This window comes from Streptomyces sp. NBC_00019 (assembly GCF_045041015.1).
Classification (GTDB): domain Bacteria; phylum Actinomycetota; class Actinomycetes; order Streptomycetales; family Streptomycetaceae; genus Streptomyces.
In genome coordinates this window covers 3,404,431-3,418,225 of the sequence record NZ_CP108302.1, presented here as the reverse complement: position 1 = coordinate 3,418,225, position 13,795 = coordinate 3,404,431, and the positions used below count along the sequence as shown (strand labels likewise).

At 70.6% G+C, this 13,795-nt stretch carries 14 protein-coding genes and 1 riboswitch; of the genes, 7 read left to right on the top strand and 7 right to left on the bottom strand.

Annotation, left to right across the window (positions count from 1 at the left end; translation table 11 throughout):
• Positions 1 to 42 precede the first annotated feature (42 nt).
• Positions 43 to 177: riboswitch (cobalamin riboswitch) on the bottom strand.
• 47 nt (positions 178 to 224) lie between these two features.
• Both OHU89_RS16280 and OHU89_RS16275 read left to right on the top strand, forming a co-directional pair.
• Entirely contained in the window at positions 225 to 869 is a 645-nt protein-coding gene (locus tag OHU89_RS16280) for a phosphotransferase (RefSeq protein WP_405643542.1), read from the top strand.
• A 106-nt stretch (positions 870 to 975) separates the two neighbouring features.
• The gene (locus OHU89_RS16275; RefSeq protein ID WP_405643539.1) at positions 976 to 3,027 is read left to right on the top strand and encodes an ATP-binding protein; all 2,052 of its coding nucleotides are present in this window, start codon (positions 976 to 978) and stop codon (positions 3,025 to 3,027) included.
• Here OHU89_RS16275 and OHU89_RS16270 read toward each other — a convergent pair.
• The 4 genes from OHU89_RS16270 to OHU89_RS16255 all read right to left on the bottom strand — a co-directional run bounded on the left by OHU89_RS16270 (position 3,012) and on the right by OHU89_RS16255 (position 6,150).
• Entirely contained in the window at positions 3,012 to 3,467 is a 456-nt protein-coding gene (locus OHU89_RS16270) for a nuclear transport factor 2 family protein (RefSeq protein WP_405643537.1), read from the bottom strand. The genes OHU89_RS16275 and OHU89_RS16270 overlap by 16 nt on opposite strands.
• A 42-nt stretch (positions 3,468 to 3,509) precedes the next feature.
• Positions 3,510 to 4,535: an MBL fold metallo-hydrolase gene (locus tag OHU89_RS16265; RefSeq protein ID WP_405654514.1), complete on the bottom strand. Its 1,026-nt coding sequence runs from the start codon at positions 4,533 to 4,535 to the stop codon at positions 3,510 to 3,512.
• 96 nt (positions 4,536 to 4,631) lie between these two features.
• Positions 4,632 to 5,699, bottom strand: coding sequence for a trypsin-like serine peptidase (locus OHU89_RS16260; protein ID WP_405643535.1), 1,068 nt, complete (start codon positions 5,697 to 5,699; stop codon positions 4,632 to 4,634).
• Positions 5,700 to 5,811: 112 nt separating this feature from the next.
• Positions 5,812 to 6,150 (bottom strand): hypothetical protein, encoded by a 339-nt coding sequence (locus OHU89_RS16255; protein WP_405643533.1) that lies wholly within the window; start codon positions 6,148 to 6,150, stop codon positions 5,812 to 5,814.
• Between the two features lie 164 nt (positions 6,151 to 6,314).
• On the opposite strand from OHU89_RS16255, the gene OHU89_RS16250 reads away from it, so the two are divergent.
• Positions 6,315 to 7,772: an aldehyde dehydrogenase gene (locus tag OHU89_RS16250; RefSeq protein ID WP_267016040.1), complete on the top strand. Its 1,458-nt coding sequence runs from the start codon at positions 6,315 to 6,317 to the stop codon at positions 7,770 to 7,772.
• Between the two features lie 6 nt (positions 7,773 to 7,778).
• The gene (locus OHU89_RS16245) at positions 7,779 to 8,012 is read left to right on the top strand and encodes a ferredoxin (RefSeq protein ID WP_405643530.1); all 234 of its coding nucleotides are present in this window, start codon (positions 7,779 to 7,781) and stop codon (positions 8,010 to 8,012) included.
• Positions 8,013 to 8,281: 269 nt separating this feature from the next.
• Here the strand turns inward: OHU89_RS16245 and OHU89_RS16240 are convergent, their stop codons facing one another.
• On the bottom strand, positions 8,282 to 8,902 hold the full coding sequence (locus OHU89_RS16240) for a TetR family transcriptional regulator (RefSeq protein WP_405643527.1): 621 nt from the start codon (positions 8,900 to 8,902) through the stop codon (positions 8,282 to 8,284).
• Positions 8,903 to 9,110: 208 nt separating this feature from the next.
• Here OHU89_RS16240 and OHU89_RS16235 point away from each other — a divergent pair, with 208 nt between their 5' ends.
• The 3 genes from OHU89_RS16235 to OHU89_RS16225 are packed head-to-tail and all read left to right on the top strand — an operon-like array spanning position 9,111 to position 12,303.
• Positions 9,111 to 10,508 (top strand): glycosyltransferase family 4 protein, encoded by a 1,398-nt coding sequence (locus OHU89_RS16235; RefSeq protein ID WP_405643525.1) that lies wholly within the window; start codon positions 9,111 to 9,113, stop codon positions 10,506 to 10,508.
• Positions 10,502 to 11,236: a class I SAM-dependent methyltransferase gene (locus tag OHU89_RS16230; RefSeq protein ID WP_405643522.1), complete on the top strand. Its 735-nt coding sequence runs from the start codon at positions 10,502 to 10,504 to the stop codon at positions 11,234 to 11,236. The genes OHU89_RS16235 and OHU89_RS16230 overlap by 7 nt, the downstream gene beginning before the upstream one ends.
• Positions 11,233 to 12,303 (top strand): prenyltransferase/squalene oxidase repeat-containing protein, encoded by a 1,071-nt coding sequence (locus tag OHU89_RS16225; protein ID WP_405643519.1) that lies wholly within the window; start codon positions 11,233 to 11,235, stop codon positions 12,301 to 12,303. The genes OHU89_RS16230 and OHU89_RS16225 overlap by 4 nt, the downstream gene beginning before the upstream one ends.
• A gap of 80 nt (positions 12,304 to 12,383) precedes the next feature.
• On the opposite strand, the gene OHU89_RS16220 is transcribed toward OHU89_RS16225, so the two are convergent.
• Entirely contained in the window at positions 12,384 to 12,674 is a 291-nt protein-coding gene (locus OHU89_RS16220) for a hypothetical protein (RefSeq protein WP_307031582.1), read from the bottom strand.
• Between the two features lie 73 nt (positions 12,675 to 12,747).
• The gene (locus OHU89_RS16215) at positions 12,748 to 13,758 is read right to left on the bottom strand and encodes an LLM class F420-dependent oxidoreductase (protein ID WP_405643516.1); all 1,011 of its coding nucleotides are present in this window, start codon (positions 13,756 to 13,758) and stop codon (positions 12,748 to 12,750) included.
• Positions 13,759 to 13,795 lie beyond the last annotated feature (37 nt).

Here is a 13,795-nt window from a genome sequence, read left to right as displayed (position 1 = left end):
ACGGTGCCGCGCACCGGCCGGTTGCCGGTGCCCGTGAGCCGGTCACAAGTACCGACACGGGGCGATCCGGCTCGCCGCCCCCCGGCAGGAGACGGCTCACGGTTGCGGGTCAGCGCCGGAATTGCACCGGCTTCCCCCCGTACGGGTGTGATGACGACCCGGCCACTCTACCGGCCCGTAGCAAAGCCCCTGAGGGGTGGCTGTGGGCCCGGTAGGTTCCCGGCATGGGGATCATCACGGGGAGACTGATCGGCTCGGGGCGGGCCTCGGACGTGTACGAGATCGACGAGGCGTGGGTGCTGCGGCGGGCTCGGGACGCCTACGGCGACGCGCTCGTCGAGGCGGCCGTCATGGAGCGGGTGCGCGGGCACGGGTATCCGGTGCCGCGGGTGCGCGTCGAGGACTGCTCGTCCACCGAGCTGGTGATGGAGCGGCTGCACGGGCCGACGATGCTGGGGGCCTTCGCCGCCGGACGGATCGACGCGCGGGAGGCCGGGGTCGTACTGGCCCGTCTCCTACGGCAGTTGCACGCCCTGCCCGGCCGTGTCGTCCACCTCGACCTGCACCCGGACAACGTCATGCTCACCCCCGCCGGGCCCTACGTCATCGACTGGGCCAACGCCGAGGAGGGCGATCCCGGGCTGGACTGGGGCATGTCGGCGGTGATCCTCGCCCAAGTCGCTGTGGGGGACGAGACGTTCGCCGAACCGGCGCGCGCGATGCTGGCCGCGCTGCTCGCCGATGCGTCGTCCCTGACCGACGACGGACTGGCGGAGGCGCGGCGCCGGCGGGCGGTCAATCCGACGATGAGCCGACGGGAGGTCGAACTCCTCGGGGAGGCGGAGGACTTGATCCGGTCACTGATCTGATCGGGTTCGTTCGTGAAGTGGCGCGACACGGCCACTTCAGGTGATCACGCCGTCCGGTTCGGTCGGACGGCGTGGGCGCGTGGGCGCCACGGTCAGACTGTTGCCCGTGCCCAGCGAGAAGACTCTCCTCGGGAACCTGCCGCCCGATCCCCGCGGCTTCGTCGGACGGCAGGACGAACTCGGCTGGCTCGCGGAGAAGTTGGAGCCCGGTGGCGGCACTCGCCTGGTGACCCTCGTCGGTGTGGGAGGGGTGGGCAAGACGCGGTTGGCGCTGCGGGCGGCGGAGCGGGTGGGGGCGGTGTATCCCGACGGGGTGTGGCTGGTGGAGCTGTCGCCGGTGCGGGCGGCGGGCCAGGTGCCGCTCGCGGTCATGGAGGCGGTGCGGCTGTCCGACCAGTCGGCCGGGTCGGTGGCCGAAGCTCTCGGCGACTGGATGTCGGACAAGCGGCTGCTGCTGATCCTCGACACCTGCGAGCACCTGCTGACGGACTGTGCGGCCCTGGTGGCGGACCTGCTCGCCGGCGCAGCCGGGCTGCACATCCTCGTCACCAGCCGTGAGCCGCTGGACCTGCCGGGGGAGCGGACGCTGGAGGTCGACCCGCTGCGGGTGACGGACGCCGAGACCCTGTTCGTCCAGCGCGCGGGCCTCGTCCTCGACGCCACCGCACGGCGGCAGGTGGCCGACATCTGCCGCAGCCTCGACGGCATTCCGCTCGCCATCGAACTGGCCGTCGCCCGGCTGGCGCTGTACTCGTTGGACAAGCTCCATGAGCTGCTCTCCGACCGGCTGCGCTCCCGCTTCGACGTGCTCACCCGGGACGAACGGAGTGTGGACGGTCCGCCCCGCCACTGGACGCTGCGGACCACGATCGGCTGGAGCCACGAGCTGTGCGCCCCGCTGGAGCGCCTGCTGTGGGCACGGCTGTCGGTGTTCGCGGACACGTTCACCGTCGGTGCCGCGACCTGGGTCTGCGCGGGCGGCCCGCTGCGGGCCGACCGGGTCGCGGACGTGTTGATGCACCTGGTCCGGCAGTCGATCGTGCTGCGCCATCCGACGGACCTGGACCGCTTTCGGCTCCTCGACACGGTGCGTGAGTACGGCGCCGACTGGCTACGGGAGTTGGCCGAGGGGGACGCCGTACGACTGCGGCACCGGGACCACTACCGGCGGTTCGCCCGGGAGGCGTGCGCCGACTGGAACACCAGCCGTCAGGTGGCCTGGTGCGAGCGGCTCCTCGCCGAGCACGCCAACCTGCGGGCCGCCATGGACCGCGCACTGGACGAACCCGCCAGCCGCGCCGCGCTGGAGATGGCCGGAACCATCGGGTTCCTGTGGCGGCACTGCGGCATGATGCGCGACGCCGCCCGCTGCCTCGACCTGGTGCTCGCCGCCGAGCATGAACCCGGAGCGGACCTCGTGCGGGCACTGTGGTCGCGCTCGGCGGTGGCGATCAACCAGGGCGACCTGGACCCCGCGTGCCGGTGGGCGAGGCGCTGCGCCGACGCGGCGCGGGAGCAGGGCGATCTCACCATGATCGCGGCCACGGCCTACGTCACCGGCAGCACGGCGGTCCTCACCGGCCGCACGGCCGAGGCGATCGACCTGCTGTCGGCCGCCCCTCGTCTGCCGCTCGGGGCGGACTGGCAGGGGTCGGCACAGCTCCAGGTCCGTATCGCGCTGTGCTTCGCGCACTTGCTGAACGGCGCGATCGACGAGGCGCGCGAGGTGGCCGAGCAGGCCCGTGCGGACAGCGTTCGGTGTGGAGAGCAGTGGGGGAGGCCCGTCATCGACGGTCTCATCGCCCAGACCGACTTGGCGCGCGGGGATGTCGAGACGGCACAGGCCAACGCCCGGGCCGGGGTGGTCGGTAGCCGGCTGACGCACAACACCGTGGGCACGGCCCTCACCTTCGACTGGCTGGTCGCCGCCGTGGTCGCGGGCGGCGACAGCCGACGCGCCGCCGGCCTGGAGGGCATCAGCCGGCGCCTCTGGGAACGCGTCGGGCGCGCCCAGGTGAACTCGCCCCACCTCATCGCCGCCCGCGAGGCCCGTGAACGCCTCCTCCGCGACCGCCTCGGCGACCAGGCCTACGAGGAGGCGTACGCGCAGGGCATGGCGATGCCGTACGACGAAGGCCTCGACTACGCGCTCAGCTGAGGCGTCGGCCCCCCGAACGGCAGATGCAACGCCCGTGACGCCAGTAGCCAACTCCCGCCGTCCGAACGCCGGAACGTGTCCTCGTAGTGCCCGACCTGGACCGGCGCCCCCGGCGGCACGATCCCGCCGTGGAACCCGTCGACCCGGTACGTGGTGAAGTACGAGGTCGCCGTCGCCGTGTCCGGGGAGGCCACCGTGACCAGGACGTTGGACATCACCCGCCGCGACAACCGGTCCTCGGGCCGGGACCCGAAGTACTCCCGCAGCGCCTCGCGCCCGTCGAACCGCCGCCCGTCGCCCGGCGAGGGCCACTCCCAGCTGCCGTCCTCGGTGAACAGCTCGGCCACGGAGCCCGGGTCCCCGATGTCGAGCCGGCGGACGAAGTCGAGGATGAGCCGCTCGCAGGCGCGCTCGGCGAGGAGTTGCTCCAGAGGGTCCATGGACCAGTGGTACCAGGGGCGGATCATGACCCGCGACCCGATTCACACCGCGACGTAGGTCACCGGCTCACTCCCGGCCACGGCCTCCGCCCGCCCCAGCTTCACCAGCCGCCGCAGATGCGCCTCGGCCTCCGAGACCGCGATGGTCCGTGATCCGTAGGGGATTTGGTCCCACGGACGGTTCCACTCCATGCGCTCGGCGAGCTGCCACGGGGTGAGGGGTTCGACCAGCAGCGTCAGCAGGTCGGTGAGGCGTTCCTCGTGATGCGCGAGCAACTCCCGTACCCGGGCGGCCGCGTCGGTGAAGACGTGCTGGTGGGCGGGGAGGACCTCGGCGGGGGCGAGACGGCCGACGCGTTCGAGGGAGTCGAGGTAGTCGCCGAGCGGGTCGGTGACGGTGGCGTCGTCCGGGTCCTCGTAGAGGCCGATGTGCGGGGTGATCTCGGGGAGCAGGTGGTCGCCGGAGAACAGGCGTCCGTTGCCCGGCAGTTGGGCGGGGTGGGTCTCCTCCAGGTGGAGGCAGACGTGGCCCGGTGTGTGGCCCGGCGTCCAGATCGCGCGCAGACGGCGGCCCGCCAGGTCGAGGAGTTCGCCGGGAACGATCTCACGGTCGGGGACGGCGGGGGAGAAGCCGGGGAGCTTCCGGGAACGGGCGGTGCGCAGGGGCGCCACATGGGACTCCGGGGCGCCGGCGGCCTCCAGCTTGGCCGTCATATAGGAGAACCAGCGCTCCGAGCGCGTCTCGCGGGTGCGGCGGACGATCGCCGCGTCCGCCGCGTGCATGGCGATCCAGGCGCCGGAGGCCTCGCGGACCTTGCCCGACAGACCGTGGTGGTCGGGGTGGTGATGGGTGATCACCACCCCGTGGACCTCGGTCGCCGAGGTGCCGCAGGCCCGCAGCCCCTCGGCGAGCGTGTCCCAGGACTCCGGGTCGTCCCAGCCCGTGTCGACCAGCACTGGACCGCGGTCGGTGTCGACGACGTACACCAGCGTGAAGCCCAGCGGGTTGTCGGGGATGGGGACCCGGATCGACCGGACGCCTCCGCCGTGGTCGCCGACCTGTGGCATGAGCTGAGTCATGGGCTCCCCCTGTCGCCGCGTTCTCGCCACTATAACTAGAACGCGTTTCGATGGGAGCCCAAGTCACCCTTCAGCCGGTGATGTTCAGGCGCTCGCGTTGACCTCGTCGATCACCGCGACCGCGTTGGAGGAGTGCGCGGCGGAGAACAGGTCGTCGTTGGTGCGCTCGTTGGTCGTGGCGTCCACCTCGTGGTGGCTGATGGCGCCGACGATCTGCGGGTTGCCGCCCAGCGCGCCGATGAACATCGGGCCACCGCTGGAGCCGGCGCCCATGTCGCAGTCCATCTTCAGCCGGTCGTCCAGGGGCCACAGCGGTGCGGCGTCCTCGGTGTTGCCGTAGCAGTACATCATCTGCTCGGCGTCCATGTCGGTGCGCTGGTAGCCCTCCCCGGGGTAGCCGACGGCGAAGACGTCGGAGTAGTCGGTGACGGACCCGAACTGGTACCCCAGACCACCGATGTTGTCCTGGAGGTTGCCGTAGTCGGCGTGCGGGGCCAGCACCACGGCGGCCATGTCGGAGTCCGTGGCGTCACCGTCCTCCAGCCACTCCGTCGGGGCGTACTTGCGCTCGGCCTCCCAGAAGCCCCACGGCATCTGGCCGTCCTTGTAGCCGGGCATGAAGATCAGGTTCGTGTTCCAGCCCGCGTCGCCGGTGCCGTCGCCCTGGTGGACGCAGTGGCCCGCGGTCCAGATGGTGTTGGCGGTGTCGGACACGATCACCGAGGCGGAGCAGGAGGCCGGGGTGCCGTCGGGCTTGGTGAACGTGAGCTTGCCGACCACCACGTTGGGGACGGAGGTGGAGGCCGGGACGTCCTGGGCGACGGCGATGTCGGCAGCCGCCGCGGCGGTGGTGGACGCCGCCAGGGTGCTCGCCGAGGGCTGGACCGCGTCGGCCGAGGCGCTGACGGCGGGGGGTTCCGCGGAGACACCGTTGTCGTTCGCGAGGGCGGGCTGCTCCACCGGGTTGGCGAGGGCCTTCTCGATCCGGTCCTGGGTCCAGTAGGAGCGGATCTCCTTGGGGGACTTGCTCTCCTCGCTCATGGAGACCGTGGCGGCGGGGGCCGTGGGGGTGGCCGCCGCGGCCGGGGTGACCAGGCCGGCGAGGAGCGCGACGGTACAGGCCGCGGTGGTGCGTGTGCGCGTGAGGTTCATCGCCCTCTTCCTGATGGTGGGTTTTCTGATGGGTGCATGACAGGGCAGCCGAACGGTGGCTGCTCGGCGCGGAGTTGAAAGCGGAGTTGAAAGGGGAGGGGGTGCGGGCGCGCTACCAGCAGTCGGTGTCGAACACGGCCTTGAATCCGTCGCACGCGGGCACCACCGGCATCTCGGCCGGTTCGGAGTACTCGATACGGGCCCGCTGCCAGCGCGCCTCGATCTCCTCGGTGCTCAACCCCGAGGTCTCCGGCACCTGTTGGCCGTGCTCGGAGAGAAGTGAGCGCAACTGGCGGATCATCTCGTCCCGCGTGGCCGGAGTCGCCGTCGACACCGAGACACCGTCACCGGCCGCCTCGCCCTGCCCCGAGACCGCCCATCCCGCTCCGCAGGCGACCACGGTCAAAGTGGCCGCCGCGACCAGCGCGGGACGGCGTGCGACCTTGCGCATCCATGGCATTTCCTTTGCCTCCCCCTGACTTGATCATCGTAGGGGCGGGCTCCTCGGGGAGGTGTGGTGAACCGGTGTGAGCTCTGTGGACTCCTCCGAAGGGAACTGGTATCAGTTCCCGTATCTGATGAACCGTCAGAGTCAGTCCCGGGGAGGCAGTCGCCATGACCGAGCTCGTGGAACACGGACAGCTGTTCATCGGCGGGGAGTTGACCGACCCCCTGGGCAAGGACGTCATCGAGGTGATCTCCCCGCATACCGAGGAGGTCATCGGAAGGGTGCCGCACGCCTCGACCGAGGACGTGGACCGGGCGGTCGCGGCCGCGCGCAAGGCGTTCGAGGAGGGACCCTGGCCGCGGATGACGCTCGACGAGCGCATCGAGGTCGTCTCCCGCATCAAGGACGGCATCCTCACCCGGCACGAGGAGATCGCCCGCGTGATCTCCTCCGAGAACGGCTCGCCGTACTCCTGGAGCGTCCTCGCGCAGGCGCTCGGCGCGATGATGGTGTGGGACGCGGCGATCACGGTCGCACGGAACTTCACGTACGAGGAGCAGCGCGACGGCGTCCTCGGCAAGATCCTGGTCCGGCGCGAGCCGGTCGGCGTCGTGGCGGCCGTGGTCCCTTGGAACGTCCCGCAGTTCGTCGCCGCCGCCAAGCTCGCGCCCGCGCTGCTCACCGGCTGCACGGTGGTGCTGAAGCCGTCGCCGGAGTCGCCGCTGGACGCGTACATCCTCGCCGAGATCACGCGCGAGGCCGGGCTGCCGGAAGGCGTGCTGTCGATCCTGCCCGCCGACCGGGAGGTCAGCGAATACCTGGTCGGGCACCCGGGCGTGGACAAGGTCTCCTTCACCGGGTCGGTGGCGGCGGGCAAGCGCGTGATGGAGGTGGCGTCGCGCAATCTGACGCGCGTGACACTGGAGTTGGGCGGCAAGTCGGCGGCGGTCGTCCTCCCCGACGCGGACATCGAGACGTCCGTCCCCGGGATCGTGTCGGCGGCCTGGATGAACAACGGCCAGGCGTGCGTGGCCCAGACCCGCATCCTCCTGCCGCGCTCGCGCTACGACGAGTTCGCGGACGCCTTCGCCGCCGCGGCGAGCGCCCTGGTCGTCGGCGACCCGCTGGACCCCGCGACGCAGGTGGGCCCGCTGGTGGCGCAGCGCCAGCAGCGCAGGAACCTCGACTACATCCGCATCGGCCAGGAGGAGGGCGCCAAGATCCTCACGGGCGGCGGCCGCCCGCCGGGCCTGGACCGCGGCTGGTACGTGGAGCCCACCCTCTTCGGCGACGTCGACAACTCCATGCGGATCGCCCGCGAGGAGATCTTCGGCCCGGTCATCTGCCTCCTTCCCTACGGCGACGAGTCCGAGGCCCTGAAGATCGCGAACGACTCGGACTACGGCCTCTCCGGCAGCGTCTGGACGGCCGACGTGGCGCACGGCATCGACGTCGCCCGCCAGGTCCGTACGGGCACGTACTCGGTGAACACCTTCAGCCTCGACATGCTGGGCCCGTTCGGCGGCTACAAGAACTCCGGTCTGGGGCGGGAGTTCGGCCCCGAGGGCTTCGGCGAGTACCTGGAGCACAAGATGATCCACCTGCCGGCCGGCTGGGAGGCGTGAGCGGCCATGGGTGACCGCTGGCAGGTCGAGGTCGACCGCTCCATCTGCATCGGCTCGGCCCAGTGCATCCACCACGCCCCCGACGGCTTCCGCCTCGACGCCGGCCGCCAGTCCCACCCCGTCGAACCCGAGACGGACGCCAACGAGAAGGTCCTGGCGGCCGCGGAGAGCTGCCCGGTGGAGGCGATCATGATCACGCTGCTGGGGAGCGGGGAGCCGGTGTACCCGCCGGAGGAGTAGGCATCTCGGTCGGTTTTGTCCAGAAAAATATGCATCCGGAAGGTGTTATCTCCGGACGGAAGTTCTATTCTGGAAACAGGCCTACGGGACGAGTGAGGGAGTTCGACCGGAGTAGCCGACTTGGGCGAGAGGCGTCAGCCTCCGCCGCGGCCGACGTCGACGGTCGGGCTGAGAGGCCGGAAGGCAGTAGTCGGGCCGGAAGGCGACCTCCACCACCTGATCCGGGCAATGCCGGCGCAGGGAACCCGTCTCGTAGGTCCTTCGTATGCTCAGCCTCTCGCGTCGGGTGCCGTCAGGTCGATCAGGCGGCACACCGTCTCGATGTCGATCTTCACCTGGGCGATGGAGGCACGGCCCGAGAGCCAGGTGATCAGGGCCGAGTGCCAGGTGTGCTCGATGACGCGGACCGCGGAGAGCTGGGCCGGGGTCGGGTCCTCGATGCCCATCGCGTCCAGGATGATCACCGTGGTCTGCCGGGAGACCTGGTCGACCTCGGGGGAGACGCTGCGGTCGGCGAAGGTGAGGGCGCGGACCATCGCGTCGGCGAGATGTGGCTCGCGCTGGAGTGCGCGGAACGCGCGCATCAGGGTCTCCGACACCCGCTCGGCCGCCGTCTCGCCCTGCGGCGGCTTCTTCCGCAGGGTGCCGTGCATGTGCTCCAGCTGGTCCTGCATCGTGGCGACCAGCAGATGGATCTTGGACGGGAAGTAGCGGTAGAGCGTGCCCAGCGCCACCTGCGAGGACTCCGCGACCTCCCGCATCTGCACCGCGTCGAAACCGCCCCGGCTCGCCAGCTGCGCGCTCGCGTGCAGGATGCGGCGACGACGGGCCTCCTGCCGCTCCGTGAGGGGCGCAGAGGCGGGGCGCTGGGTGATGGCTTCCGCAGGCATGGGTCCCGTCCGTGACAGTCGGTGAGGGCGAGTGATCACACAGCATGTCAGGGGTGTCAGTGGTGGCGTGAATCACCTGATCCACTGCTCACAGTGCCCCTACCTGCCGGTAGATTCAGAGCCTCTTGAACGATCAAGTCTGAAACTTGTTCTAGATTAGCGTCCCGGCGTAATCTCGCGGGAAATAGCAGGGAGAAGGGGGCCCGGAGTGACCGCTGAGGCCAGTCGGGCGGGTTCCCAGGAGGACCCGGCCGCGGACGGCGAGCGACCGCTCAACATCGCACTCCTCACCTATAAGGGAAACCCGTTCTGCGGCGGCCAGGGCGTCTACGTCCGCCACCTCTCCCGCGAACTGGCCCGCCTCGGCCACCGCGTCGAGGTCATCGGCTCCCAGCCCTATCCCGTCCTCGACGAGGGCGACGACATCGACGGCCGGCTGAGCCTCACGGAGCTGCCGAGCCTCGACCTGTACCGGTCCCCGGACCCCTTTCGCACCCCCAAGCGCGACGAGTACCGCGACTGGATCGACGCCCTCGAAGTGGCGACCATGTGGACCGGAGGCTTCCCCGAGCCGCTGACGTTCTCCCTGCGCGCCCGCCGCCATCTGCGCGCCCGGCGCGGCGAGTTCGACGTCGTGCACGACAACCAGACGCTGGGATACGGCCTCCTGGGCGACATCGGCGCCCCCCTGGTCACGACGATCCACCACCCCATCACCGTGGACCGCCAGTTGGAGCTGGACGCGGCCGAGAGCTGGGGCCAGCGCCTGGCCAAGCGCCGCTGGTACGCCTTCACCCGCATGCAGAAGCGCGCGGCACGCAGGCTCCCGTCGGTCCTCACCGTCTCCGGCACCTCCCGCCAGGAGATCGTCGACCACCTCGGCGTCCGCGACGACCGCATCCACGTCGTCCACATCGGCGCCGACACCGACCTTTTCTCACCGGATCCCTCGGTGGCCGTGGTCCCCGGCCGGATCGTCACGACATCCAGCGCCGACGTCCCGCTCAAGGGCCTGATCTTCCTGGTCGAGGCCCTCGCGAAGGTCCGCACCGAGCACCCCGACGCCCACCTCGTCGTCGTCGGCAAACGCGCCGAGGACGGCCCCGTCGCCCAGGCCATCGAGCGCTACGGCCTCGAAGGCGCCATCCGCTTCGTCAAGGGCATCACCGACGCCGAACTGGTCGACCTGGTCCGCTCGGCCGAGGTCGCCTGCGTGCCCTCCCTCTACGAGGGCTTCTCGCTCCCCGCGGCGGAGGCCATGGCCACCGGCACACCGCTGGTCGCGACGACCGGCGGCGCGATCCCGGAGGTCGCAGGGCGCGACGGGGAGACCTGTCTGGCCGTACCGCCGGGGGACTCCGGGGCACTCGCGACCGCCCTGAGCCGACTGCTCGGCGACCGTGACCTCGGGGCGCGGCTCGGTCTCGCGGGACGTGAGCGGGTACTGGCGCGGTTCACCTGGGCCCGGGCCGCCGAGGGAACGGCGGCCCGGTACCGCGAGGCGATGGCCCTCCCGCCCGCGGCCACGCACGCCGACCGCGTCGCACCCGCGGCCGAAGAAGTTGTTGACGTTGTATCCGATCGCGAAAGCAGGGCCACGTGCTGACCGTCGACTTCTCCCGGTTCCCGCTAGCCCCGGGCGACCGCGTCCTGGACCTCGGCTGCGGAGCCGGCCGGCACGCGTTCGAGTGCTACCGGCGCGGCGCGCAGGTCGTCGCGCTGGACCAGAACGCCGAGGAGATCCGCGAGGTCGCCAAGTGGTTCGCGGCGATGAAGGAGGCCGGAGAGGCCCCCGAGGGCGCGACGGCCACCGCGATGGAGGGCGACGCCCTGGCGCTGCCCTTCCCCGACGAGTCCTTCGACGTCGTGATCATCTCCGAGGTCATGGAGCACATCCCGGACGACAAGGGCGTACTCGCCGAGATGGTCCGGGTGTTGAGGCCCGGCGGCCGGATCGCCATCACCGTCCCGCGCTACGGCCCCGAGAAGGTCTGCTGGGCCCTGTCCGACGCCTACCACGAGGTCGAGGGCGGCCACATCCGCATCTACAAGGCGGACGAGCTCCTCGCCAAGATCCGCGAGGCCGGCCTCAAGCCGTACGGCACCCACCACGCGCACGCCCTGCACTCGCCGTACTGGTGGCTGAAGTGCGCGTTCGGCGTCGACAACGACAAGGCGCTGCCGGTCAAGGCGTACCACAAGCTGCTGGTCTGGGACATCATGAAGAAGCCGCTGGCGACGAGGGTCGCCGAGCAGGCCCTCAACCCCCTGATCGGCAAGAGCTTCGTGGCGTACGCGACCAAGCCGCACCTGCCTGCCGTGGATGCGCGGTGACCACTCCCCGTACCGAACACCTCGTCCTGTCCGGTGTCCTGACCGCCGAGGAAGCCGCCGCGACCGTCGCCGGCGTCCTCGCCGCGCAGCGCGCGGACGGGGCGATCCCGTGGTTCCGCGGCCACCACCTCGACCCCTGGGACCACACCGAGGCCGCGATGGCCCTGGACGCGGCGGGCGAGCACGAGGCCGCCGAGCGGGCCTACGAGTGGCTGGCGCGGCACCAGAACGAGGACGGTTCCTGGTACGCGGCCTACCAGGACGGGGCGTTCGACGACGTCACCGACCGGGGCCGGGAGACGAACTTCGTCGCCTACATAGCCGTAGGCGTGTGGCACCACTACCTCTCGACGGGCGACGACACCTTCCTCGACCGCATGTGGCAGACGGTCCACTCGGCGGTGGAATACGTCCTGCGGCTCCAGCAGCCCGGCGGCCAGATCGGCTGGAAGGGCGAGGACGACGGCACGTTCACCACGGACGCGCTGCTGACGGGCTCCTCGTCCATCCACCACGCGCTGCGGTGTGCGCTCGCGATCGCGGAACAGTGCGAAGAGCCGCAGCCGGACTGGGAGTTGGCGCTGGGCATGCTGCGGCACGCCATCCGCCGCCACCCCGAACGGTTCCTGGACAAGGACCGCTACTCCATGGACTGGTACTACCCGATCCTGGGCGGCGCGCTCACGGATGCGGAGGCCAAGTCCCGTATGGAGACGGACTGGGACCGGTTCGTCGTACCCGGCCTCGGGGTGCGGTGCGTCGTCCCCAACCCGTGGGTGACGGGAGGCGAATCCGCCGAACTCGCCCTCGCGCTCTGGGCGATGGGCGAGTCGGACCGTGCGCTGGACATTCTCCAGTCGATCCAGCATCTGCGGGATCCGGAGAGCGGGCTGTACTGGACCGGGTACGTCTTCGACGACGGCGCCATCTGGCCCCAGGAGCTGACCACTTGGACGGCCGGGTCGCTACTGCTGGCGGTCGCCGCGCTGGGTGGTCATGAGGCTACGTGCGCTGTGTTCGGCGGGGACCGTCTGCCGACCGGGTTGGACCCGGACTGCTGCGCCTGAGAGCTCGGGTGGTTCGGTCGTGTGGCGGGGCGCGGGTCCGTGGTGGCTGGTCGCGCAGTTCCCCGCGCTCCTGGGTGGGTTCAGTGGCGGTGGACCCGGTTGGCGATCGCGTGTCCGATGAACAGGTAGACCACCGCCGCCAGTCCGTACCCGGCGACGACCCGCGCCCACGCCTCGTCGAACGTGAACAGGTCGTGGCTCCAGCCCGCCAGCCAGCGGGCGGCGTCGTGGATGAACTGCACGAAGTCGTTCGCGCGGTTCGCGTCCAGCAGGTACATCAGGATCCAGAGGCCCAGGATGAGGGCCATGATGTCGGCGACGATCGCTATGACCGTGCCGGCCGAGTTGGCACCGCTATATCGAGAGGACATAACCAGCGTGTTGCCGCTCATTCCCGTATGAAACCGGATCGTGAGCCAGAGCGGCCCGAACAGCAGGAAGAGCTCACGAGTTGAGCTCGGCCAGTATCCGCAGCGACTCCCGGTCCGGTGACAGTGCCAGGAGGTCCGTGACCGGGCCCTTGCGCCACAACTCCAGGCGTTCGGCGATGCGTTCGCGGGGGCCGACGAGGGAGATCTCGTCGGCGAAGGCGTCGGGGACCGCCAGCACCGCCTCCTCGCGGCGGCCTTCGAGGAAGAGGCGCTGGATGCGGCGGGCTTCCTCCTCGTATCCCATGCGTGCCATCAGGTCGGCGTGGAAGTTGCGGGCCGCGTGGCCCATGCCGCCGATGTAGAAGCCGAGCATGGTCTTCACGGGGAGCAGGCCCTCGCGTACGTCGTCGCAGACCCGGACCTGGGCCATGGGGGCGATGAGGAAGCCGTCCGGGGCGTCGGCGAGGGAGGCTTCGTAGACCTCGGGGCGGGTCGGGGACCAGTAGAGGGGCAGCCAGCCGTCGGCGATGCGGGTCGTCTGGGCGACGTTCTTCGGGCCCTCGGCGCCCAGGAGGATGGGGAGATCGGGGCGCAGGGGGTGGGTGATCGGCTTGAGGGGTTTGCCCAGGCCTGTGGCGTCCGGACCCCTGTAGGGGTGGGAGTGGAACCGGCCCTCGACCTCGACGGGGGCCTCGCGCTTGAGGACTTGGCGTACGACGTCGACGTATTCGCGCGTCGCGGTCAGCGGTGACTTCGGGAACGGGCGGCCGTACCAGCCCTCGACCACCTGCGGGCCGGAGAGTCCCAGGCCGAGCATCATGCGGCCGCCCGACAAGTGGTCCAGGGTGAGGGCGTGCATTGCCGTCGTCGTCGGGGAGCGGGCCGCCATCTGGGCAACCGCCGTGCCCAGCTTGATCCTTGAGGTCTGGGCCGCGATCCAGGTCAGGGGCGTGAAGACATCCGAGCCCCAGGACTCGGCCGTCCACACGGAGTCGTAGCCGAGCCGCTCTGCCTCCTGCGCCAGCGGTACGTGGTCGGGATTGGGGCCGCGACCCCAGTAGCCGAGTGCGAGACCGAGCCGCATAGCCGCCTCCTGACGGTGTGTCAGTTCACCGGTCGAG